At 72.6% G+C, this 21779-nt stretch carries 21 protein-coding genes; 6 read left to right on the top strand and 15 right to left on the bottom strand.

Annotated elements, in window-relative coordinates; translation table 11 throughout:
- Positions 1-16 precede the first annotated feature (16 nt).
- Positions 17-319 (bottom strand): hypothetical protein, encoded by a 303-nt coding sequence (locus ACQP0N_RS16230; RefSeq protein ID WP_433121247.1) that lies wholly within the window; start codon positions 317-319, stop codon positions 17-19.
- Between the two features lie 24 nt (positions 320-343).
- Positions 344-1078: an SDR family oxidoreductase gene (locus ACQP0N_RS16225; protein ID WP_433121245.1), complete on the bottom strand. Its 735-nt coding sequence runs from the start codon at positions 1076-1078 to the stop codon at positions 344-346.
- Between the two features lie 256 nt (positions 1079-1334).
- Here ACQP0N_RS16225 and ACQP0N_RS16220 point away from each other — a divergent pair, with 256 nt between their 5' ends.
- Entirely contained in the window at positions 1335-2159 is an 825-nt protein-coding gene (locus ACQP0N_RS16220; protein WP_433121243.1) for a helix-turn-helix transcriptional regulator, read from the top strand.
- Between the two features lie 192 nt (positions 2160-2351).
- On the opposite strand, the gene ACQP0N_RS16215 is transcribed toward ACQP0N_RS16220, so the two are convergent.
- Both ACQP0N_RS16215 and shbA read right to left on the bottom strand, forming a co-directional pair.
- The gene (locus tag ACQP0N_RS16215) at positions 2352-3422 is read right to left on the bottom strand and encodes an anti-sigma-D factor RsdA (protein ID WP_433121241.1); all 1071 of its coding nucleotides are present in this window, start codon (positions 3420-3422) and stop codon (positions 2352-2354) included.
- Entirely contained in the window at positions 3419-3991 is a 573-nt protein-coding gene (shbA, locus tag ACQP0N_RS16210; protein WP_433121239.1) for an RNA polymerase sigma factor ShbA, read from the bottom strand. Before shbA ends, ACQP0N_RS16215 begins: the two co-directional genes overlap by 4 nt.
- Positions 3992-4269: 278 nt before the next feature.
- Between shbA and ACQP0N_RS16205 the strand changes: the two genes are divergently transcribed.
- On the top strand, positions 4270-5490 hold the full coding sequence (locus ACQP0N_RS16205; protein ID WP_433121237.1) for a S8 family peptidase: 1221 nt from the start codon (positions 4270-4272) through the stop codon (positions 5488-5490).
- 26 nt (positions 5491-5516) lie between these two features.
- Here ACQP0N_RS16205 and ACQP0N_RS16200 read toward each other — a convergent pair whose 3' ends face one another.
- From ACQP0N_RS16200 to ACQP0N_RS16185, 4 genes are read right to left on the bottom strand one after another with little or no spacing between them, the layout of a single operon-like run.
- Positions 5517-6041, bottom strand: coding sequence for a 2'-5' RNA ligase family protein (locus ACQP0N_RS16200; RefSeq protein ID WP_433121235.1), 525 nt, complete (start codon positions 6039-6041; stop codon positions 5517-5519).
- Positions 6042-6064: 23 nt separating this feature from the next.
- A complete protein-coding gene (locus ACQP0N_RS16195) occupies positions 6065-6307 on the bottom strand; it encodes a hypothetical protein (RefSeq protein WP_433121233.1) in 243 nt (80 codons plus the stop codon).
- 14 nt (positions 6308-6321) lie between these two features.
- Entirely contained in the window at positions 6322-6927 is a 606-nt protein-coding gene (locus tag ACQP0N_RS16190) for a response regulator transcription factor (protein WP_433121230.1), read from the bottom strand.
- Positions 6924-8078, bottom strand: coding sequence for a histidine kinase (locus ACQP0N_RS16185; RefSeq protein ID WP_433121228.1), 1155 nt, complete (start codon positions 8076-8078; stop codon positions 6924-6926). Before ACQP0N_RS16185 ends, ACQP0N_RS16190 begins: the two co-directional genes overlap by 4 nt.
- 132 nt (positions 8079-8210) lie before the next feature.
- Between ACQP0N_RS16185 and ACQP0N_RS16180 the strand changes: the two genes are divergently transcribed.
- The gene (locus tag ACQP0N_RS16180; RefSeq protein WP_433121226.1) at positions 8211-9110 is read left to right on the top strand and encodes a hypothetical protein; all 900 of its coding nucleotides are present in this window, start codon (positions 8211-8213) and stop codon (positions 9108-9110) included.
- Positions 9111-9191: 81 nt separating this feature from the next.
- Positions 9192-10916, top strand: a complete 1725-nt coding sequence (locus ACQP0N_RS16175; RefSeq protein ID WP_355052625.1) for a DEAD/DEAH box helicase — start codon at positions 9192-9194, stop codon at positions 10914-10916.
- 48 nt (positions 10917-10964) lie between these two features.
- Here the strand turns inward: ACQP0N_RS16175 and ACQP0N_RS16170 are convergent, their stop codons facing one another.
- The 4 genes from ACQP0N_RS16170 to ACQP0N_RS16155 all read right to left on the bottom strand — a co-directional run bounded on the left by ACQP0N_RS16170 (position 10965) and on the right by ACQP0N_RS16155 (position 15909).
- Positions 10965-11420, bottom strand: a complete 456-nt coding sequence (locus tag ACQP0N_RS16170) for a DoxX family protein (RefSeq protein ID WP_433121224.1) — start codon at positions 11418-11420, stop codon at positions 10965-10967.
- Between the two features lie 85 nt (positions 11421-11505).
- Positions 11506-13836, bottom strand: coding sequence for an endopeptidase La (gene lon, locus ACQP0N_RS16165; protein WP_357118944.1), 2331 nt, complete (start codon positions 13834-13836; stop codon positions 11506-11508).
- Between the two features lie 37 nt (positions 13837-13873).
- Positions 13874-14155 carry a hypothetical protein gene (locus ACQP0N_RS16160; protein ID WP_355052628.1) on the bottom strand — a complete coding sequence of 94 codons (282 nt, stop codon included), beginning with the start codon at positions 14153-14155 and terminating at the stop codon, positions 13874-13876.
- Positions 14156-14250: 95 nt separating this feature from the next.
- The gene (locus ACQP0N_RS16155) at positions 14251-15909 is read right to left on the bottom strand and encodes a manganese catalase family protein (RefSeq protein WP_433121221.1); all 1659 of its coding nucleotides are present in this window, start codon (positions 15907-15909) and stop codon (positions 14251-14253) included.
- Between the two features lie 98 nt (positions 15910-16007).
- Between ACQP0N_RS16155 and ACQP0N_RS16150 the strand changes: the two genes are divergently transcribed.
- Both ACQP0N_RS16150 and ACQP0N_RS16145 read left to right on the top strand, forming a co-directional pair.
- Entirely contained in the window at positions 16008-16616 is a 609-nt protein-coding gene (locus ACQP0N_RS16150; RefSeq protein WP_355052631.1) for a response regulator transcription factor, read from the top strand.
- A 155-nt stretch (positions 16617-16771) separates the two neighbouring features.
- Entirely contained in the window at positions 16772-17119 is a 348-nt protein-coding gene (locus ACQP0N_RS16145) for a histone-like nucleoid-structuring protein Lsr2 (RefSeq protein ID WP_396797971.1), read from the top strand.
- 110 nt (positions 17120-17229) lie between these two features.
- On the opposite strand, the gene ACQP0N_RS16140 is transcribed toward ACQP0N_RS16145, so the two are convergent.
- The 3 genes from ACQP0N_RS16140 to ACQP0N_RS16130 all read right to left on the bottom strand — a co-directional run bounded on the left by ACQP0N_RS16140 (position 17230) and on the right by ACQP0N_RS16130 (position 21348).
- Complete coding sequence (locus ACQP0N_RS16140; RefSeq protein ID WP_433121218.1) at positions 17230-18486, bottom strand: hypothetical protein; 1257 nt, start codon at positions 18484-18486, stop codon at positions 17230-17232.
- 292 nt (positions 18487-18778) lie between these two features.
- Positions 18779-19645: a hypothetical protein gene (locus ACQP0N_RS16135; RefSeq protein ID WP_433121216.1), complete on the bottom strand. Its 867-nt coding sequence runs from the start codon at positions 19643-19645 to the stop codon at positions 18779-18781.
- Positions 19646-19734: 89 nt separating this feature from the next.
- Entirely contained in the window at positions 19735-21348 is a 1614-nt protein-coding gene (locus ACQP0N_RS16130) for an Ig-like domain-containing protein (protein WP_433121214.1), read from the bottom strand.
- Positions 21349-21779: the final 431 nt, after the last annotated feature.

The following is a 21779-nucleotide window of genomic DNA, read 5'->3' as shown; positions in this document are numbered from 1 at the left end:
CGCCCGCCGTGGTGGATCACGAGATGCGGTGCCGCACCGGGACGATCCGGAAGTCGACGGTGCAGTGGTCGATCGTCGCGTGCACCGGCGAGTCGGCCATCTCCGTCATGATTCCGGAGGCGCTACGCCGGCCGTCGGCCGCGGAGTCCCAGGCGACGACGTCGGTGATCGTGCCGTCGTCGGCCTCGGTGATGCGACGCCACCGAAAGCCGTGCTGACGCCGCAGGTAGTCGTCGATGTCCTCGTTGGCCTTGACGAAATCCGTGACGGTGAGGCCGGCGACGAGGCGGAACGTCGTCATTTCGAGTGCTTCGCTCATGGTCGACTCCCTGGTGGTGAACGGTCAGCCCTGCGCCGTGGAACGCATGACGATCTCGTTGACGTCGACGGTGTCGGGCTGCGCGATCGCGTACGCGATGGCGTCGGCGACCGCGGAGGCCGGCATGCCCAGCTCCTCGGCCGCGGCGCGGGCCGCGGCCCGGATCTGCGGATCGCCACCACGCTCGGTGAGTTCCGAGTGGGTGTAGCCGGGGCTCACCAGGGTCACCCGCACGTCGCGGCTCTCCTGCCGCAGACCTTCGGCGAGCGCCCGGACGGCGTACTTCGTGGCGCAGTAGACGGCGGCGGTCGGGTCGACGCGGTAGGCGGCGGAAGAGCCGATGGTGATGATGTGACCCTTGCCGCGTGCCCGCATCAGCGGCAGGGCAGCCGCGATGCCGTGCAGGGTGCCGCGCAGGTTGACGTCGATCATCTGGTCCCACTCGTCGGTCCGCAGCGCGTCGAGGGTGGACAGGGCCATCACACCGGCGTTGTTGACCAGTACGTCGACGCGACCGTGCCGGTCATGAGCCCCGGTGACGAACGCTGCCACGCTGTCGCGGCTGGTGACGTCCAGCTCCTGGTGGTCGGCGGAGCCGCCAGCGGCGCGCAGCTCGTCGACGAGCGCGGCGAGCCGGTCGACGCGGCGGGCGCCGAGCACGACGTGGTGGCCGTCGGCGGCGAGACGGCGGGCGGTGGCCTCGCCGATGCCGCTGCTCGCGCCGGTGATGAGAACGATCTTGGTGGGTGAGCTGGTCATCACTGCTCCGGGTCTCGGTTGGTGCCTGCGGCGACGCACCGCGCGTCCCACCATCCTGCGGGGCTCCACACCTCGGAAGGGCGGCTTTTCCTGGGTGCGCGGCACCCTGGCAGTGGCGCTCTCGGTGGACCTGTTCGAGCAGGTGAGCGCCGTTTCAGGGCCGACGTCCGGTTACCGGCGGCCGGCGTCGTCGGTCGCTGCTGTCGTCGCCGTGGAGCGCGTCGGACCGGGGAGCGGGAGCTCTAGGCTGGTGGACATGGCCGCCACCAGCAGTCGTCTCGGCGCATACCTGCGGGCCCAGCGCGCCCGCGTCGACCCGAGGGAGGTCGGGCTGCGCGGGGGTGGCGACCGGCGGGTGGCCGGGTTGCGCCGCGAGGAGATCGCGGTGCTGGCCGGCGTGAGCGCCGACTACTACGCCCGCCTCGAACAGGGCCGGGAACGCAACCCCTCCGCGCAGGTGCTCGACGCGATCGGACGGGCGCTGCGCCTCGACCCGGACGCGCGCGGTCACCTGTTCCGGCTTGCCGGGCTGAACCCCAGCCGGGGCCTGGACAGCTCCCGGGAGTCGGTCCATCCCGCACTGCTGCGGTTGCTGGACGCCTTCCCCACGTCCGCCGCCTACGTGCTCAGTCCGGCGTTCGACGTGCTGGCCACCAACAGTGTGGCCGCAGCACTGCTGGCGCCGTTCGGGGACACCGTCAACATGGTGCGTGTGCTGTTCGAGCACCCGCAGGCGCGCGTCTTCTTTCCGGACTGGTCGACCCTGATGGCGAACGTCGTGCACGCGCTGCGGCTCAACGCGGGCCTCTTTCCGGACGATCCAGGGATCCAGGCGCTCGTGGCCGACGAATGGCAGCGCTCGCCGGAGTTCCGCCTCCTCTGGGAGGACCAGACGGTGGGTGGCCTCAGCCGCATGTTCAAGGTCCTGCACCACCCGGAGGCCGGCCGGATCGAACTGACCTACCAGACCTTCGACGTCCGCGACGCGCCCGGTCAGCAACTGCTGGTGGGCACGCCGGAGCCGGGAAGCCCCAGCGCCAAGGCTCTCGCCCACCTGGCCGCCGTCCACGTCTCCGCCTGAACCACGGCGAGCGCCAGCACCGCGGGTGGCCGCCCGACGTCTCTTCACAACGTTGTATCCATCGTCCACCGGGTGCCCACCCCGCCCGCTCGACACCCGGGCCGTCCGGCACCTCAGCGACCGACCAGCGGACGTCACGTTCCGCAGCCGCACGCCACCAGGCGGGTGGGCTCAGGCCGGTGACAGTCGCGGTCACCTCTCCGCCAGAGGCCCGTTCTGGCTCGCCCGCGGATTCGCCGAACGGTCGGGCGTCGGCACTGTGGGGTCCCGGTGCGACTGTGCGCGACCCGGACGGGACGCTGTCCCACTCGGACGGGACTCCGCGCCACCCCGACGGGACGGTGCGGCACTCGGTCGGGCAGTGGGGGTCGGCGGCGGAGGATGCCGTTTCGAGCTCGCCGTCGGACTCGGTCGGGCGGCCGGCACGCCGACGGGCGGCCCGGTCGGGTGCGTCCTCGTGGCCGGTGTGGTCGATCTCGACCCGCCCGGGGTGCGGCTCGGCTCGGGGACGGCCACCAGGGATCCCTGGCTCGCCGACGTGGCCGGCGCCGTCCCGGAGGGAACCGGCGCGGTGCCGGTGCCCTCCGCAGGGGAGGACGGTTCGGCCACCGGGACCGGTGGAAGCAGGAGCCGCAACTCCTCGGCCTCTCTGCGGAGGCGAACGGCGGCAGGGTCCGCACCCATGGTGCGCAACAGATCCTCGGCGCGCGCCAACTGGCGACGCGCGTCGTCGTGACGCCCATCGGCAAGATCCTGCCGGGCCTGCTCCAGCATCCGGCCGACCTCACGTTCGGCGACCATCGACTGCGCCCGCTCGGCGTAGACCAGTTCGGTGACCGGCCACAACAGGCCGCCCGGTTCCGCACGGGCGGCGCCGAACCAGAGACCGCCGACGACAGTGACCAGGGCGAGCGTGGCGGCAGCGTACGCGGGCCGCCTGCGTCGCCGACGAGCGACGCCGGCCGGGGCCGCGATCAGGGAGCGTCGGCGGACCGTCCGCATCGGTCGGCTCGGAGCGGGCCGTTGCGCCACCGTCGCCACGTCCGGCTGAACCACGTGTGGGGCTGCTGCCGGTTCCCCCGTCGTCTCAAACTCCTCCGACCGCCGCACCACGTCCGCGTGCCAGTCGGCCAGCAGGGCGATGACAGCGTCGTCGTCCGGGTGCTCGGCCGGCGGACGCTCGCCACGGCTGATCGCGTCGAGCAGTTGGTCAGCCTGCCCGACGGGGTCCGGCGGCGTCGGTACGGATTCGGAAGCGCTCACAGGATCACCCCGGCGAGTGTGTCGCCCACGAGGGCGCGGAGCCGGGTGAGAGCGCGGTACTGCGCGAGTCGGACGGCGCCTCCCGTCATGCCCAGCACCGTACCGACCTCGTCGGCGGTCATGCCGACCGCCAGTCGGAGCACCAGGATCTCACGGTGGGTCGCCGGCAGCTGGGACAGCAGCCCGGCCAGCTTGGCGTTCAGGTCGGCGGTCACGGCCCGCGATTCGGGGCCGGGAGCCGGGTCCGGAGCGTCCGGAGGGTGGGCGACGCTGTCGGTGCGGTCGCGGGCCGCGGCGCGGCAGGCGTCCGCGACCTTGCGGGCGGCGATGCCGTAGACGAAGGCGAGGAAGGGGCGACCCTGGTCGGTGAAGCGCGGCAGGGCGCGCAGGACGGCGACGCAGACTTCCTGCGCCACGTCCTCGGCGGTCGCTCCGGCAGCGCCGACCGGACCGAGGCGGGCCAGGCAGTAACGCACCACGATCGGCCTGATCTGGGTCAGGACCTGCGTGACGGCCGCAGGATCTCCCTCGACTGCGCGACGCACGGCGTCGGGATCCGGTACGTCCATCGGCCCGGCGGACCCCTCTCGTGCGGCTGGTCCGACGGTAGCCGCTCGACCTCGGCACACCAAGCGGACCGAGGTGAAACACGAAGGCGCCGGTCGCCGATAAGTCAGCAGAGGCTTTCGCGCTCGGCGTCACCGACGTCGAGTCAAAAGTTATGCCCGGTTGATAGGCATTTATATATTTCTAGTAACGAATGGATTTGTTGTCTGGTCCGTCCACGCCGGATGCGACAGCCTCGACGTGGGCCAACCGCCCGCACCGCACGTGGAGAGGAACCCCCATGCGCAACAAGCTGGGCGTCGCGATGCTGACCGGCATCGTCGTCGCCGCCGCCACGGCGTTCGGCGCCACCGGCGCCACCGCCGCCGATGCGGCAAGCGACTGGATCGTCGTCCTCCGCTCGGACGTCAACGCGCCATCGGTCGCCGCCGAGCACGCCCGCGCCGACCGGGCGACGGTCGGGTACGTCTACGCCAACGCCGTGCAGGGCTACTCGGCCCGCATGAGCGCCACGGCCGCCGCACGGATCGCCCGGGACTCCCGAGTGCTCTTCGTCCAGCCGGACGGGGTGGTCACGGCCAGCGCCCAGACGACGCCCACCGGCATCAACCGGGCCGACGCCGAGCTGAGCCCGACCGCGAAGATCAACGGCGTCGACGAGCGGGTCAACGTAGACGTGGCCGTCATCGACTCCGGCGTCGATCTGGACCACCCCGACCTGAACGTCTACACCGCCGGCGCCAAGAACTGCTCCACCGGCAGCAGCGCCGACGACGGCAACGGCCACGGCACGCACGTCGCGGGCACCATCGGCGCGCTCGACAACAGCGTCGGCGTGGTCGGCGTGGCGCCAGGCGCCCGCATCTGGCCGGTCCGGGTGCTCAACAACGCGGGCAGCGGGTCCTTCTCCGCCATCATCTGCGGCATCGACTACGTGACGGCCCACGCCAGCGAGATCGAGGTCGCCAACATGAGCCTCGGCGGCTCCGGCTCCGACAGCGCCTGCGGCAGCAACAAGGACGCCATGCACGAGGCGATCTGCCGGTCCGTCGCCGCGGGCGTGACCTACGTGGTCGCCGCCGGCAACGAGACCGACAACGCCGCCAACCACGTGCCGGCCGCCTACGACGAGGTCATCACGGTGAGCGCCCTCGCCGACTTCAACGGGCTGCCCGGCGGCGGCGCCGCGGCCACCTGCCGCAGCGACGTGGACGACACCATCGCCGACTTCTCCAACTTCGGCGCGGACGTGGACCTGATGGCGCCGGGCGTCTGCATCTACTCGACCTGGAAGGGCGCCGGCTACAACACGATCTCCGGCACCTCGATGGCCAGCCCCCACGTCGCGGGCGGGGCCGCGCTCTACAAGGCCACCCACCCCAGCGCCACCCCGAGCGCGGTCAAGTCGGCTCTCCAGGCGGCCGGCACCACCACCTACAGCTGGCCGGCCGGCGACCCGGACGGCATTCAGGAGAAACTGCTCAACGTCGCCACCTTCTGACCCCCACCGAACCGTCCCGGCCCCGATCAGGGCCGGGACGGTTCCGTCAGGCAGGTGACCGTCCGGTCCGTACCGTCGTAGCTGCGCGCCGCGTCGAACGCGCCGGTCGGGCGCTGCCCACCGGTCACGGCGCGGGCCATCCGCAGGTCCGCGTCGCGGAACCGCAGCGCCAGGCTGAGGTGCGGCACCCACGCTCCCGGTGCGTGCCAGGGGCGGTGTCCGTCGGCCCGGTCGAGGACCTCCCAGACGGCGGCGTGCAGCGCCGTCAACGCCGGCGTGGGCCGTACGAGCCAGACCAGCGGGGCGCTGCCGTCGAGGACGACGACCCGGTCGAGCGTGACCGGCAGCGGCAGAGCGGCGTCGAACAGGTCGGCCAGTCGCCGCTCGACACCGGACGGGAAATCGTCCACGGCCGCCATGGTCAGGTGGGGCCGGTTCGTCGGATGGATGTTGCGGGCCAGGCTCGGCAACCCAGCGGCGGCCAGCCGCGTCCAGGCCGTCCGGATCGCGGCGTCCAACCCGGGCGAGCAGACCAGTTCCACCGTACGCACGCAGACACGCTAGCCCGAACGCGTCACCGACCCCGGCCGTACCGGTGACCGGCGCCGCCGCCGGCCGTCGGGTTGACCGCGCCCGCGAGCCGCGCCCGGATCGTCAGGCCGAACGCGGCGACGGCGGTGATGGTCGCCGCGCCCAGCAGACCGACTGCCAGTGGCGGAAGTTGTGCCGCCACCGGGCTCAGGATCAGGCAGGCCACCACAGCGGCCAGGCAGTACGTGGTCAACTCGCCGAACACCCACGCCTCGAAGATGAGCAAAGGGCGAGGACAGGTCAGAGCCAGCCGTTGTCTCTGGCGGTGCGGACCGCCCCGGCCCGGTCGGCCGCGCCGAGCTTCTGGACGGCGGCGGAGAGGTGGTTGCGCACGGTGCCGGTGGACAGGTGCACCCGTCGGGCGATCACGGCGACCGGTGCGCCGAACTCGGCCAGCCGCAGCGTCTCCAGTTCGCGGGGCGTCAGCGGGCACGCCGGCAGCGTCAACGCGTCCGCGGCCAGGGACGGATCGACGTACCGGCCGCCGGCGTGCACCCGGCGGATCACATCGGCGAGCGCGCCACCGGGCGAGCCCTTGGGCAGGAAGCCCCGGGCGCCGGCGGCCAGTGCCTGGCGCAGGTGACCGGGACGACCGTGCCCGGTGAGGACCACCACCGCGCACTCGGGGCGCGCCCGGGTCAGTTCGGCGGCGACCGCGATGCCGTCCAGGCCGGGCATCTCCAGGTCCACGACGGCCACGTCCGGGCGGTGCGCCAGTGTCGCGGTTACGGCCGTCGGCCCGTCGGCGGCGTGTGCCACCACCTCGATGTCCGGCTCCAGGCCGAGCAGCGCGCCGACCGCGACGCGGACGAGGTCCTCGTCGTCGGCGAGCAGGACGCGGATCACGTCGTCACCGGCACGGTGGCCTCGAGCGTGAACACGGCGTCCTCCCGGCGTACCCGCAGATCGCCCCCGGCGGCGGCGAGCCGGTCGGCCAGGCCGCGCAGGCCCTGGCTGTGGGCGTCCGGGCCCCGGTCGTCGGCGCCGTCGTTGACCACGGTCATCCTGGCCACGTCGTCCTCCCGGTCGATGCGGATCCGGCACCAGTCGGCCCGGCTGTGCCGCAGCACGTTCGTGCCGGCCTCGCGCAGCACCGCCGCCAGCTCGGTGGCCGCGGACTGCGGCAGGTCCACCGGCGGCGGCAGGACCGTGCACCGTACGCCGCAGGACCGCAGCACCCCCACGATGGCGGTGAGCTGTTCGTCGAGGTCGACGACGCGGTAGCCGTGCACGGTCTCGCGGACCTCGGTCAGCGCGGAGGCGGCGAGCCGCTGGACCTCGGCGGCCTCCCGAGCGGCCCGCTCCGAGTCGACCGGGGCGAGCCGGGCGGCGAGTTCGGCCTTCAGGGCGATCACCGTGAGGCGGTGGCCCAGCACGTCGTGCACGTCGCGGGCGAAGCGCAGCCGCTCCTCGGCGGCGGCCAGCCGGGCCTGGGCGGCCTGGCCCTGCCGCGCGTCCATCAGGAGATCCCAGAACCAGACCTGGAAGCCGTTGACTGCGGCGATGCCCGCCCCGACCCCACCGGTCACCGCCAGGTGGCGCGTGACGGAACCGCCGGTCCATTCGGCGACGGCCACCGACACCAGCAGGACGGCGGCTGCCACCGCGCACGCGGCCCACGGCCGGACGAGCAGCGGCGCCATACCGATCAGCGCCGCCCCGAGCCAGGCCCACGTCGGCCAGGCGCCGGCCGCCACCGGCCCCACCAGCGGTACGGTCAGCACCGCCGCCCCGGCCAGAGCCAGGTGGAAGCGGCGACGCCAGCGCGGGTCGAGCCACGGTGTCACGGCCGCGTACAGCACGGCGGTCTGGGCGATCAGGAAGGCGAGTACGCCGACCGCGCCGAGCGCCGCGCGGACCGGCTCGGGCTCACGGAACAGACCGACCGCGGGCAACAGGAGACTCGCCCAGACGCCGGTGACGAGCGACAGCAGTGTCGCCCGACGGGCCCGGCGCAGTCGGCGGTCCGCCCGGGGAGTCTCCGCCTCACTCAACACGCGTCGATCCTAGGACCGCCGCGCGCACGGTCCACCCCTGCGATTCGTCACGGTTCAACCGTGCGGCCCGCACGGTTTTCCGGTGACGCACGCATCTGCCCCGCATGCGCCCCCGGCCGGCAGGGTCGAGGCATGCAGAAGACACGGATGTACGCGGACACCGCACCCGTCGTACCCCTGACCGCGCCGCTGCCGAGCGACCAGCCGGCGTCCCCGGTCGCGGCGGGGACCGGCGGGAGGCGGGGCTGGTGGTGGCATCTCGGCGAGATGGCGCTGGCGATGATCGCCGGGATGGTGCTGCTCGGGCCGCTGGTCGAGCTGGCCGGTGCCGCTCTGGGAGCGAGCGGCGCGCTGGCCCGCCCGGAGGTGGCCGCGCTGGTGATGGCCACCACCATGACCGTCGGGATGACGGTGTGGATGCGCTACCGGGCGCACCACTGGCGTGGGGTCGGCGAGATGGCCGCCGCGATGTACGTCCCGTTCCTGCTGCTGTTCGTGCCGTACTGGGCCGGCCTGCTCGATGCCGGCGGTCTGCTGCTCGGCGGGCACCTGCTGATGGTGCCGGCGATGGTGCTGGTGGCGGTGCGGCACCGGCACGCGTCGCCGGCGGTGATCCGTCGACACCCGGCCGTGGTGGCTCTGGCCCGCCGTTGGCCGGCCGGGCTGGCACTGCTGCTGACCGCGGACATGTGGCTCGACCCGATCGTGCTCAGCCCGTGGACGATGCTGGTGCTGCCCGGCGGCTATCTGCTGATCGGCCTGTTCCGGCGCACGCTGCGCGGGCCGGGTGTGCTCGCCACCGAACTCGTCGGTCTCGCCGTCTGGGGCGCCCTGACGCTGGTCGGGATCATGGCCGGTGGACGGACGGCGGCGTGGCTGGTGGCGTTGGGGTGGCTGGCGCACGCCGGCTGGGACGTGGCGCGCCACCGCACCGGCCGGGTGGTGCCGCGCGGCTACGCGGAGTTCTGCGGGGTCCTAGACGTCGTACTGGCCGGCATCATGATCCTGGCGATCCTCACCACCGACGCATGATCCGCCCAGATCGTGCGGCCCCGCCCGCATGTTGTGCCGGTCGGCGCAGCGGCCTCGACGGGGTGATGAAAGGCTTGGCACATGAGTTCCGCACCTGCACAGCACGACGCACCGACCGCCAGCGAGCCCGAGGTGACCGCGTTCACGGACCTGGGGCTGCGCGACGAACTGCTGGGCGCGTTGTCCGCCCTCGGTTACGAGGAGCCGACGCCGATCCAGCGGGAGGCCATCCCACCGCTGATCGAGGGTCGGGACCTGCTGGGTCAGGCCGCCACCGGCACCGGCAAGACGGCGGCGTTCGCGCTGCCGCTGCTGCACCGGATGTCTCCCCACCGCGACGGCGGGGACCCGGTGGCGCTGGTGCTGGTGCCGACCCGGGAACTGGCGGTGCAGGTGTCCGAGGCGTTCCACCGGTACGGCAAGGATCTGGGCGCGCGGGTGCTGCCGATCTACGGCGGACAGCCGATCGGCCGGCAGTTGCGGGCGCTGGACAGCGGCGTCGACGTGGTCGTGGCCACCCCCGGGCGCGCGCTGGACCACATCGCCCGGGGCACCCTGCGCCTGAGCGGCCTGGCCACCGTGGTGCTGGACGAGGCCGACGAGATGCTCGACATGGGCTTCGCCGAGGACATCGAGGCGATCCTGGAGCACGCGCCCGCCGAGCGGCAGACGGTCCTCTTCTCGGCCACCATGCCGTCGCGGATCGACGGGATGGCGCGCCAGCACCTGACCGAGCCGGTGCGCATCGAGATCGGCCGGGAGCAGCCGGTGGCGGGCGAGGCGCCCCGGGTCCGGCAGAGCGCGTACATCGTGACCCGCGCGCACAAGCCGGCCGCGCTGGGCCGGGTCCTCGACGTGGAGTCGCCCACGGCGGCGATCGTGTTCTGCCGCAGCCGCGAGGAGGTGGACCGGCTCACCGAGACGATGAACGGCCGGGGTTACCGCTCCGAGGCGCTGCACGGCGGGATGAGCCAGGAACAGCGGGACCGGGTGATGGGCCGGCTGCGGGCCGGCACGGCGGATCTGCTGGTGGCGACCGACGTGGCGGCCCGTGGGCTGGACGTCGAACAGCTCACCCACGTGGTCAACTACGACGTGCCGTCGGCGCCCGAGTCGTACGTGCACCGCATCGGTCGGGTGGGCCGGGCCGGACGCGAGGGCGTGGCGATCACCCTCGCCGAGCCGCGCGAGCACCGGATGCTCAAGACCATCGAGCGGGTGACCGGCCAGCGGATCACCATCGACAAGATCCCGACCGTGGCGGACATGCGGACCCGCCGGCTGGAGCTGACGCAGGCGGCGCTGCGGGAGAGCCTGCTGGAGGACGACCTCGACCCGTACCGGGTGATCGTGGAGACGCTGACCGACGAGTTCGACCTGATGGAGGTCGCCCTCGCCGCCGTGAAGCTGGCCCACGAGGTGACGTCGCCGGGCTCCGACGACGAGGAGGAGATTCCGCAGGTTCCGGTCCGCGCCCCGCGCGAGGGTCGCGCGGAGTTCGGCGGGCGGGGTGGCGATCGGCGCGGGGGCGCCGGCCGGCCGCGCCCCGGGGGCGGCAACACCGTCCAGGTCTTCGTCGGCCTGGGCCGGCGGGCGGGCGTACGCCCCCAGGACCTGGTCGGGGCCATCACCGGCGAGACCGGCATCCGTGGCCGGGACATCGGCTCGATCGAGATCGCCGACCGGTTCTCCCTGGTCGAGGTGCCGCAGGGCGTCGCCGACGAGGTGATCTCCGGGTTGCGCCAGAGCACGATCAAGGGCCGCAAGGCGACCGTGCGCCGCGACCGCGGACGCGACGAGCGCTGAGCTGAGCCGTCGGCGACCGCCCGGGTACGGCGGTCGCCGACGGGCCTTTCAGAAGGAGTACGGGCCGAACCGTCCCCACGCCACCACGGCGGCGAGGACGAGCAGCACCGCGCAGGTGATGGCGCCCTGGATCTCCAGCCGACGCTCGGCCGCGGTCTCCCGCTTCTTCCGGTCGCGCAGGTGCACGAGGATGCCGCCGATCATGACGATGACCAGCCCGACGGCGGCCAGCGGCGTGAGCACGGTGGCGATGCCGGTGAGCGCGGGCAGCACGAGCCCGAGGGCGGCCGCCACCTCGACCGCGCCGAGGGCCTTGACCTGCGACGGCGGGACCGGGTCCACCCACCGCATCATGGTGCGCAGCTTGTCCTTGGGTTGGGTCAGCTTGGCCAGGCCGGCGCCGGCGAAGACGACGGCGAGCAGGATCTGGATGATCCAGAGCACCAGGTTCACGGGGGTTACCTCCGGGGGCACCGCCTCGCGGCGGAGAGGTGGTCGACGCATCGAGCGGAACAGACACTAGCCCTCGATGCACGGACGCCGATGACCCCCGCCGTCGACGGACGGCGGGGGTCATCGTGGTGGAGCGTCAGACCGTGAAGAGCGCCGGTCCGTCCAGCGCCTGGACGTCGGCCGGGCGCAGCGCCAGGGCGAGCACGTCGGCCACGTCGGCCAGGGTGTGCACGGTCAGCGCCTCGCGCACCTCGGCCGGCAGGTCGTCCAGGTCCGGCTCGTTGCGCGCCGGGATGATCACCTCGGTGAGGCCGGCCCGGTGCGCGGCGAGCAGCTTCTGCTTCACCCCGCCGATCGGCAGCACCCGACCGGAGAGGGTCACCTCACCGGTCATCCCGAACTCGGGACGGACCGGCCGGCCGGTGACCAGCGACGCCAGGGCCGTCACCATGGTGATGCCGGCGCTGGGGCCGTCCTTGGGCACCGCGCCCGCCGGGAAGTGGACGTGGATCCGCCGCCCGGCCAGGGCGTTCGGGTCGATGCCGAGCCGTCGCCCGTTGGAGCGCAGGTACGACAGCGCGATCTGCGCCGACTCCTTCATCACGTCGCCGAGCTGACCGGTCAGGGTCAGTCCCGGCTCGCCCTCCATGCTCGTCGCCTCGATGAAGAGGACGTCGCCGCCGGCGCCGGTCACCGCGAGCCCGGTGGCGACACCGGGAACCGCCGTACGCTCGGCCGACTCCGGGGTGAACTTCGGCCGCCCCAGATAGCCGCTGAGGTTGTCGGTGTCGACGCGTACCGGCGACGGGTCGGTCGCCAGCGTCACCGTCACCTTGCGCAGGATCTTGGCCAGGGCCCGTTCGAGCTGCCGGACACCGGCCTCGCGGGTGTACTCCCCCGCGATCAGCGCGAGCGCCTCGTCGGCGACGGTCACCTCGTCGTCGGTCAACCCGGCCCGCTCCCGCTGCCGGGGCAGCAGGTGGTCACGGGCGATGGCGACCTTCTCGTCCTCGGTGTACCCGTCCAGCATGACCAGCTCCATCCGGTCCAGCAGCGGGCCGGGGATGGACTCCACCACGTTGGCGGTGGCGAGGAAGAGCACGTCGGACAGGTCCAGGTCGACTTCCAGGTAGTGGTCCCGGAAGGTGTGGTTCTGGGCCGGGTCGAGCACCTCCAGCAGGGCGGCGGCCGGGTCACCGGCGTAGCCGGCGGCCAGCTTGTCCACCTCGTCGAGGAGCACGACCGGGTTCATCGAGCCGGCCTCGCGCAGGGCCCGGACGATCCGGCCGGGCAGCGCGCCCACGTAGGTGCGCCGGTGGCCGCGGATCTCCGCCTCGTCGCGGACGCCGCCGAGCGACACCCGGACGAAGTTACGCCCGAGGGCCCGCGCCACGGACTCGCCGAGGCTGGTCTTGCCGACCCCGGGAGGGCCGGCGAGGGCGAGCACCGCGCCGGAGCCGCGTCCGCCGACCACGCCGAGGTTGCGCTCGGCACGGCGGTTGCGCACGGCCAGGTACTCCAGGATGCGGTCCTTCACGTCGGACAGACCGGCGTGGTCGGCGTCGAGCACCTCCCGGGCCGCGGCCAGGTCGGTGTTGTCCTGGGTACGCGTGCTCCACGGCATCTCGAGCACGGTGTCCAGCCAGGTACGGATCCAGCCCGCCTCCGGGGAGGCGTCACTGGCCCGCTCGAGCTTGCCGACCTCGCGCAGGGCCGCCTCGCGGACCTTGTCCGGCAGCTCGGCGCTCTCCACCCGGGAGCGGTAGTCGGCGGAGCCGTCCGGCTCGTCCTCGCCCAGCTCCTTGCGGATCGCGGCGAGCTGCTGGCGCAGCAGGAACTCCCGCTGCGACTTCTCCAGGCCCTCGCGGACGTCGCTGTTGATCTGCTCGGTGACCTCCTGCTCGGCCAGGTAGTCCTTCACCCAGCCGACCAGCAGCTCCAGCCGGGCGGTGACGTCCGGCGCGGCGAGCAGTTCGGTCTTCTGCTCCAGGGTCAACCACGGCGCGTAGCCCGCCGAGTCGGCCAGCTCGGAGAGGTCGGTCATCCGCTCCACGGCGTCGATGACCTGCCAGGCGCCCCGCTGCTGGAGCACGGAGGTCACCAGGGCGCGGTACTCGCGGGCGAGCTCACGTGCGCGGCCGGCGGGAGCGGGTTCGTCGAGTTCGGTCGCCTCGACCCAGAGCGCCGCGCCGGGACCGGGCACGCCGGAGCCGATGCGCGCGCGGGACAGGCCACGGACGACTGCGGCGGGCTCACCGTCGGGGAGCCGGCCGACCTTTTCGATGGTGGCGACCACGCCGATCGGGCCGTACTCGCCGTCGATACGCGGGACGGCCAGCAGCTTGCGGTCGCCGGTCGTCCGTGCCGCGTCGATGGCGGCCTGGGTGGTCGGGTCGAGGGTCACCGGGATGACCATGCCGGGCAGCAGCACGGCGTCGGTCAGGGGCAGAACCGGAAGAGTTGCCATCGAACACCTGCTATCCATTGAGTTGAGCGTGTCTCACTCAAGTAACAAAGCGTTCCCCTTGTTCCGGTGTGTGACCCAGGCCACTGTCCGGGGCCCGGCGGTGACCCGGCAGCAGCAGCTCCCGCACCGCCCGGCCGCCTCCGGCCAGCGCCACGGCGACGGGGATGGCCAGGCTGGTCAGCGCCAGCGCGAGGACCACCCGGGCGGGCAACCCGACCCCCACGGCGAGCGCCGTCAGCACCGTGCAGACGACCAACTTCACCCGGGTACGCGACAGCGGGACCGCCGCGGACTCGCGGGCGGGCGCGACGACAGACATGCGCTTCTCCTCCTTCGTCGACCGACAGATCCGGTGCCGCCGGGCCGTCCCGCGTGGGACGACCGGTCCGACACCGGTCGACCTCGTGACGGTGTTCACGACCCGGCCGAGCCGCCCGGGTTGGTGCCGTACAGCCGCGGGTCACCGGGCGGCAACACCGGCTCCGGGGCGTTCGCGCGCGGGTTGTCGTCGTACCGGAACTCACGCTTGCCGTCCGGCGCGGGCCCGGACGCCCACCGCCCCTGGGCGGCGTCGGTGCCCGAGGAGAAGCCCAGGTAGGTGTAGCCGAACTCGTCGGTGAACTCCTCCGAGTCCGGAAAGGCGTCCGGCACCGGCATCTCCTCCAGGCCGTCCTCCTTCAGCTGCTCGATGGCCGCCAGCCACATGTTCTGGTGCATGGTGTCGCGGGCCAGCAGGAAGCGCAGCATCTGCTTGACCCCGGGGTCGTCGGTCATGTTGAACAGCCGGGCGACCTGCAACCGGCCCTGCGCCTCGGCGGTGACGTTGAGCTGGAAGTCGGCCAGGAGGTTGCCGCTCGCGGTGACGTACGAGCCGTTCCAGGGCACCCCGCTGGCGTCGACGGGCAGCGCCCCGCCCCCGCCGTGGATGAAATGCGCCGGGTTCGACCCGGCGTAGACCGCCCCGCCCCCGGGGTTGTCCGCGATGGCCTCCGACAGCGCCAGCGGCGCGCTGTCCAGCAACCGGCTGATCATCGTCACGATCATCTCGACGTGGCCGACCTCCTCGGTGCCGACGTCGAGCAGCAGGTCCTTGTACTTACCGGGGAGTCGGCAGTTCCAGCCCTGGAAGAGGTACTGGTTGGCGACGGTCATCTCGCCCCACTTGCCGCCCAGCACCTCCTGAAGACGGCGGGCGAACGCAGCGTCCGGAGCGTCCGGCTTGGCCTCGAACTGCAGGTCCTTGACGTGACTGAACATGCGACCTCCTCGGCACCGGGTGGCTGGCGCCAAGGACGATTCCCATCCCGCTGACCCGGCCGGGCCAATGCGTGTCCCGCGCGGGTCAGCGCAGCGGACCGACTGCCGGCAGCAGCACCTCCAGCGCCACGCCCCGCGGGCGCAACCGGTGCGCCCGCAGCGCTCCCCATCGGCGGCCACCAGGTGCCGCACGATCCACAACCCCAGACCGGACATCCCGACCACGGGGGCCGGACGGCGCAGCGCCACCAGCAGCCCGTCGTCCACCCGCCCCTCGTTGGTGACCACGATGCTCAGGCCGGGGCCGCGCAACGCGGCGTAGAGCCCGACGGGCCCGTTGGCCGGCCCGTGCCGCAGCGCGTTCTCCACCAGGTTGCCCAGCACCTGCCGGGTGCGACCGGCCGGTACCGGCCAGGAGGCCGCACGTCGGGTGGCGCGGACCCGACGCCGGCCCGCCGGCACGAGCGCGGCCGCCTCACGCAGGAGGCCGACCAGGGGCACGGTCGCCTCCGGTTCGGCCACCGGCGTCAGCACGCCGGCGCCGGCCGTCGCGTCGCGCAGCAGGCCCTGTAGGTGGACGGCCTGGTCGCGGGCCAGCGCGCTGACCGCCCGCCGGTCCGCGCCGGTCAGCGGCCGGTGGTCATCGGCCAGCGCCCGCGTCAACGACGTCAGCGCGCTGACCGGGGTACGGAACTCGTGACACAACACCCGCAGCAGCAGGTCCGCGTCGACCGCCGGGGAGGGTGGGATGCCCGGTCCGGACCCGGTACGTCGCAATCCTCGCAACAAGCCCTGCCACCCCTGGCGTGCGCGCATCCATCCGACTCCCCCCGATCGGTGCGTACCCGCATGATCGGTACCCGCTGGGGAACGGCCCAGACATGCCGGACGCCCCCAACCTCAGACTCGCTGTCGTGGACGATCACCCCCTGTTCGTCCGTGGCTTGGAGCTGCTGCTTCCGGTGACCACCGACGGACGCGCCGAGGTGGTCGGCTCGACCGGGGACGCCGCCGCGGCGGCCAGCATGATCAGTCGTTGCCATCCCGACCTCGCGCTGGTCGACCTGCACATGCCACCACCCGGCGGCGTCCGGGCGGTGGCGGCCATCCGGCGGACCACCCCCCGCGTACGGGTGGTCGCCATGTCCGGCTCGACCGACCCAGCGCCCGCACTGGAGGCGCTACGGGCCGGCGCGGAGGGGTTTCTGCCGAAGACCAGCGAACCGGAGGAGCTGCTACCCCCGCTGCTGGCCATCCTCGACGGCTGGGCGGTCCTGCCGGCGGAACTGCTGCGCGCCCTGCTCGGACCCGCCCGAGCGGCGTCCGTCGACCTCGACGCCGAGGAGCGCCGTCTGCTGCGGGCGATCGCGACCGGGCGCAGCACCGTCGACATCGCCGAGGAACTGCACGTGTCGGAACGGACGGTGAAACGAATGACCGCCTCTCTGCTGCGCAAGCTGCGGGTCTCCAACCGGGCGGAGGCGGCGGCGGTGGCCGGCCACGCCGGTCTGCTCACCGATTGACACCGCACCGCGACCTGCGATTACGGCCAGTCCGCTGTTTTGTGCCCCGCTGAATCGCGACGCGCCGAAATGAATGGCACGCACATTGTTGCGGATTCCCCGGGTGATAGGTCAGACTTTGGAAACATCCCGCCACACACAGGGAGTAATCGGCAATGGCGAGAAAAGTAATCACGGTGCTGACCGACGACCTCGACGGCGGGAAGGCCGATCGGACGGTCGAGTTCAGTCTCGACGGCGTCGCGTACACCATCGACGTCTCGGACGAGAATGCGGGTGTCCTGCGTAAGGCGCTGGACCCATACATCAATGCGGGCCGGCGGATCGGCCGAGGCCCGGCGGAGAACACGCGGACAGTTCGGCGGCCGGGGCGACCCACCGGCGCGGGAATGGACCGCGAACAAAACCGGGCGATCCGGGAATGGGCCGTCAAGAACGGCTACAAAATTTCCGAGCGGGGCCGGATCCCGGTCGAGGTCGTCGAGGCGTACAAGAACCGCTGACACGCGGCACAGCGACGGGGTCCCGCCAAAACGGCGGGACCCCGTCGCTGTGTGCGTGGCCGGCCACCCGGGGTGCTGTCCACCCGGGTGGCCGGCCACTCATCGACCGGTCAGTTGACGGTGACGCGGATCGAGTCGAACGCCGGGGTCTGGTTCGCCCGCTCCATCATGGGCAGACGGTGCGAGCCGTCACCGGCCCAGACCGAGCACTGCGCGGTGCCCGACTCCGGCAGACCCGGGATCTGGATGGTCACCTCGTCCGGCTGGGCGCCACCGCGGCCGTCCTCGGTGGCGACGAAGAACGCCGGCACCTCCTGCGGCTCGGGCGGAGCGGTCAGGCTGTCCAGCATCCGGCAGGCGGTGTGGAAGTGACCCCGGACCAGGCCCTGGTCGTTGAGCAGCGAGCTCTCCACGTAGTAGCCACCCTGGCCGGCCGCCAGGAACCGGTCCCGGACCAGGTTCTTGGTGCTGACCCGCAGGGTGAAGGGCTGGTTGCGGCCGACCTGCTGCGGGAACTGGGTGATCAGCAGCGACGGGTTGTTGGCGGCGGCGCCGACCTCACCGAACTCGGTGCTCACACAACGGTTGCCGAGCTGGAAACCGTTGTGCGGCTCCAACTTGCTCTCGTCGCAGTTGTTGGCCAGCACACCGAGGCCAGCGCCGGGGGCGTTGCCGCCGTTGTTGCCACCGCCGGTGTTCCCACCGTTGTTGGTACCGCCGCCGGTGTTCCCGCCATTGCTGCCGCCACCGTTGTTGTTACCGGTCGGCTGCACCTGACACTGGGCGAGTTGCGCCAGGCCCTGGGGGCGGGGCCCGACCCGGTCGATGGCGGTCGTGATGCGGTCCAGAACCGCCTTACGCTTGTCGGCCAACGGCCGCAGAATCGCGTTGTTGATGAACGCCTGACCCTTGTTGCCCTCGGCGGCGAGCCGGCGGTCGGCCTCGGCGATCTGGGTCTGCAGCTGCGCGAGGTTACGGTCGACCTCGGCGCGCGCCCGCTCCGGCACCTGCGGCAGCTTGGACAGGACATCCGGACAGGCGATGGCCGAGCCGGTGCCGACCGTGCCGTCCTTTCCGTCCTCGCACTCCGCGACCGACTCCTGACCGTCACCCCAGTGGTTGCGCACCCACCGACCGTTCTGCCACGTACGGCTGGTCGAGGTGCCGCTCGGCGCGGTCGAGCCGGGGCTCGGTTCCACGCATTGCCCGGCGACGGGCCGAGGCTTGTTCGTCCGCCGGTCCTGGGCCGACGAAATCTGGGTGACGGCGACTACTCCACCGAAGACCACCAGCGTGCCGACAACGGCCAGCAGACGCTTGCTCCGCGCGATGCCGGGTGACCGGCGCGCCCGAGTGGACCTGCGCATCGAATTGCTCTCCTTCTCGATCCGGTAGTGGATTCCTGCCCTCGGCGGACCGACGGATGTGAGATGGCACGCCACGGTGGCGGCCACCGCGACCTACCCGGTAACGTGTCGACGGCCGACGATGCCCTTTCCGCACCGTCGCCCGCGCCCGATCGACGCGGTTGGGGAGATCCTCTTCATTCGCGCAGGAGTACGGGACGGCGACGGGGAAGGTTCAACCACCCCAAAGAAAAATGCTCGGCACCCGAACGGATCGGGAGCCGAGCGGTCTTGGGCAGCGGAGAGTCGCCGGTCAGTCCACGCAGAGGTGATCGAAGGCGAAACCGCCCACCAGTTCGTCGCGGCGGCGGCTCAACGCGGCGATCTCGGCGGTGAGGTCCGCACGCGCGAGTAGATCCGGGTCCTCCGGCCGGGCGACGCGCAGCCGCTCACCGATCGCGACGGTCGCGAGGTCCTCGGCCAGACGGGCCTCGTCGACACCGCAGGAGAAGCGCTGCGCGGTGATCGACACCCGCTCGACGAGGCAGCCGTCCAGGCGTGGCTGGACCCAGCTCCACCCCTGCGCCCGGCCCTCGGTCCAGCGCACGTGCAGCCCACGCACGATCGGGTCGGCGAGCTGCCCGGCCACGTACGCCTCGACGGCCGCCGCCCGGGCCAACGCGCCGAGGTCGTTCACCGGGCCGGTCCGCCCGTCCGGCATCCGACCGAGGATGTCGCGGAACCCCACCGGGGCGGGCTCGTCCCCGGTGCCGCCCGCCGCGTAGGCGCGCGCGTCGAGCACGTACTCGATCAGACGCCGACCGTGCTCGGCGGCCCGCAGCGTCGGCGACCCGATGCGCAGCACGGGCAGGCCGACGGCCGCGCCCACGGCGTCGGCGAGCCGCTCGGCGCGCTGCTCGGCCGACCCGGGCAGCGGGACCGGTCCGACCGTCACGGCGACGACCGGCCGCTGGGTGTCCGGCGCGCAGACCACGAGGTCGAACGCCGTTCGGCTGGCCGAGCCCCACTGGCTGCCGGTCACACCCGGCGGACGCCCCTGCACCAGTTCGCTGAGCCGACGCGTCCCGTACACCCGGTGGCCGGCGCGGCTGAACAGCGCGTCGCGTCCACCATCGGCGGGCAACGCCCGCAGCCAGCCGCGCTCGTCGGTGCTCGTCATCTGCCTGATCCATCCGCCGGTCGGTCGAACCGCGCCGAGTCTAGGCGGTCGATCACCCGTTCCGGTGGCGCGGCCCGCCGGCCGCCGCGCTAGCGGCAGACGGCCGTGACGACGACGGGCGCCTGCGGCAGGGTCGGCGGGTGGCAGCCACCGGGCGCTGTCGGCCGCCACGCCGCCGCAACGTTGTAATACCAGTCGTCCGGCACGTACGTGGCCCATTGGGACAGGTCGTTGCCGCCGTTCAGGCCACTGGCCAGCACCACGCCCCGGAAACCGCTGCGCAGCGCGGCCAGCAACTGCAGCATGCCGACCGTCGGATAGCCGAGCGCGGCGCATGCCTGGTCGCCCTCGCGCCAGCACGTCCAGGCCAGTGCCGGGTCGGCGATGGCCCGATCCGGGTACGGGGCCGTGAACAGGTCGAACACCACCGTCTCGCCGAGGATGGTCTGACCGACGCTCTGCCAGAAGTCGATCGCGTACGCGGCGTCCGGCATCGGCTTGGCGCAGACGGCGCGTTCGTCCCGGCAGGTCGCCCCCGGCCCGGTGTAGCGGCCGTGGCTCCAGGCGAGCGCGACGATGGGCGTGATACCGGCGGTCGTCAACCGTTGCGTGTACGCCACGATCTCCTGCCGGTACGGCTCCCCGCCGTAGCGGGGGTCGACGTACGACAAACCCAGCCAACAGGCCTCGTTGAGGGGGATGTACACCGCCTGCACGCCGCGTGCGGCGAGCCCGGCCACGGCGGTGGCGTCGACCGCGCCGTCCCAGATGCCCCGCCCCTGCACGCAACGGGCCTCCGCTCCGGTGCGCGCGAGCGGCGTCAGGCGTCGGGGCGCCGCCGTGTCGATGACCGGGGAGATGCCCCAGAGCTGGTCGCGCACCACGCTGACGTACGGCGCCTGCCGCTCCTCGCCCGGTGTCAACACCCGTACGGAAACGCTCCTCTCGCTGCTCAGCGTCGCGCCCTGGTCGTCGTACACCTGGGCATTCACGGTGTAGAGGCCGGCCGGCAGATCAGGCCACCGTGCGGTGTACGGCGCGGTCGTGTCGGTGCCGAGCGAGATCCTGTCCGACCAGCTGTCCCAGCCGAAGAATTCGACGCGGGTGATCCGTCGGCCGGGCGCGGCCGTGGCGGCGGCTTCCACGGTGATGGTGGCCGGAGCGAAGAAGTGGTCACCCACCTCGGGCTTGGTGATCCGGATGGACGGACGGTTCGGGTCGGGGGTGCGGCTGGGCGACTCGCTCGGCCGCGGACTCGGCGACGTCGGCGGGCTCGACGGGGGCGGAGGCGCGGGCACGGAGGTCGTGCAGGTAACGCCGTTGAGCGTGAAGTCCTGCGGCTGCTCGGTCCAGACCACCCCGTGTGTCATGGCATACGGGAAGGACACCGTCTGGTCGGCCGGCAGCGTGACACCGGGCAGGTTACGGATCGTGACCTGCGCGCCGTGCTGTTCCCAGCGCACGCCCTCGACGTTCTTGATCTGCTCGGTCGGGTAGCGCAGTGGGAACCGCAGCGTCCACTCCGCGAGCGGCCGACCGAAACTGTGCACCCTGAGTTCGCCACGCAGCATCGACGAGAACCGGGCGTGGACCAGGAGCCCCGCCGCGCACCCACTGGCGGCGGAGGCCGGGAGAATCACGGCGAGAGCACCCGTGACGGCGACGAGCGCCACAACGGCCAGCGAGACGATCCGATTCCTCATCAACGACCCCCGTCATCGATATTCGTCACTGGGATCGTCGCCCCGGCCAGTGCCGGACGTCAAGGCGCGCAGGGCTGCGTCGCCACCCCGGGGAAGGGCGTCGACGCCAACCCCACGCCGCCGGCCGGGCCGGGGGTGGGCGCACGGCGTCCCCTCAGGCACCCATTACAACGTTGTAGAAGCGAGCCGAGGAACGCCGGGCCACACCAGCGCCGACCAACCTGCTGTGACCCGTATCACACTGCTGTTGCGTTCCAGTCGACCCGCCGGGGTGTATCCAGCGAGGTCGCCCGAAGGCGGATCGGCTGGGAGGTCGGAGCATGTCGCGACAGCTGCGGTTCGGCGCCCTCGCCCCGAGCGGGCCGCGTCGACGCGAGGGAGAGCACCCGCGCCGGCCCCGGCACCCGCGACCGGCCGGCGAGCCGACCATC

Source organism: Micromonospora sp. CA-246542, from assembly GCF_050942905.1.
GTDB lineage: Bacteria > Actinomycetota > Actinomycetes > Mycobacteriales > Micromonosporaceae > Micromonospora.
This window is presented reverse-complemented; position numbering and strand designations above follow the sequence as displayed.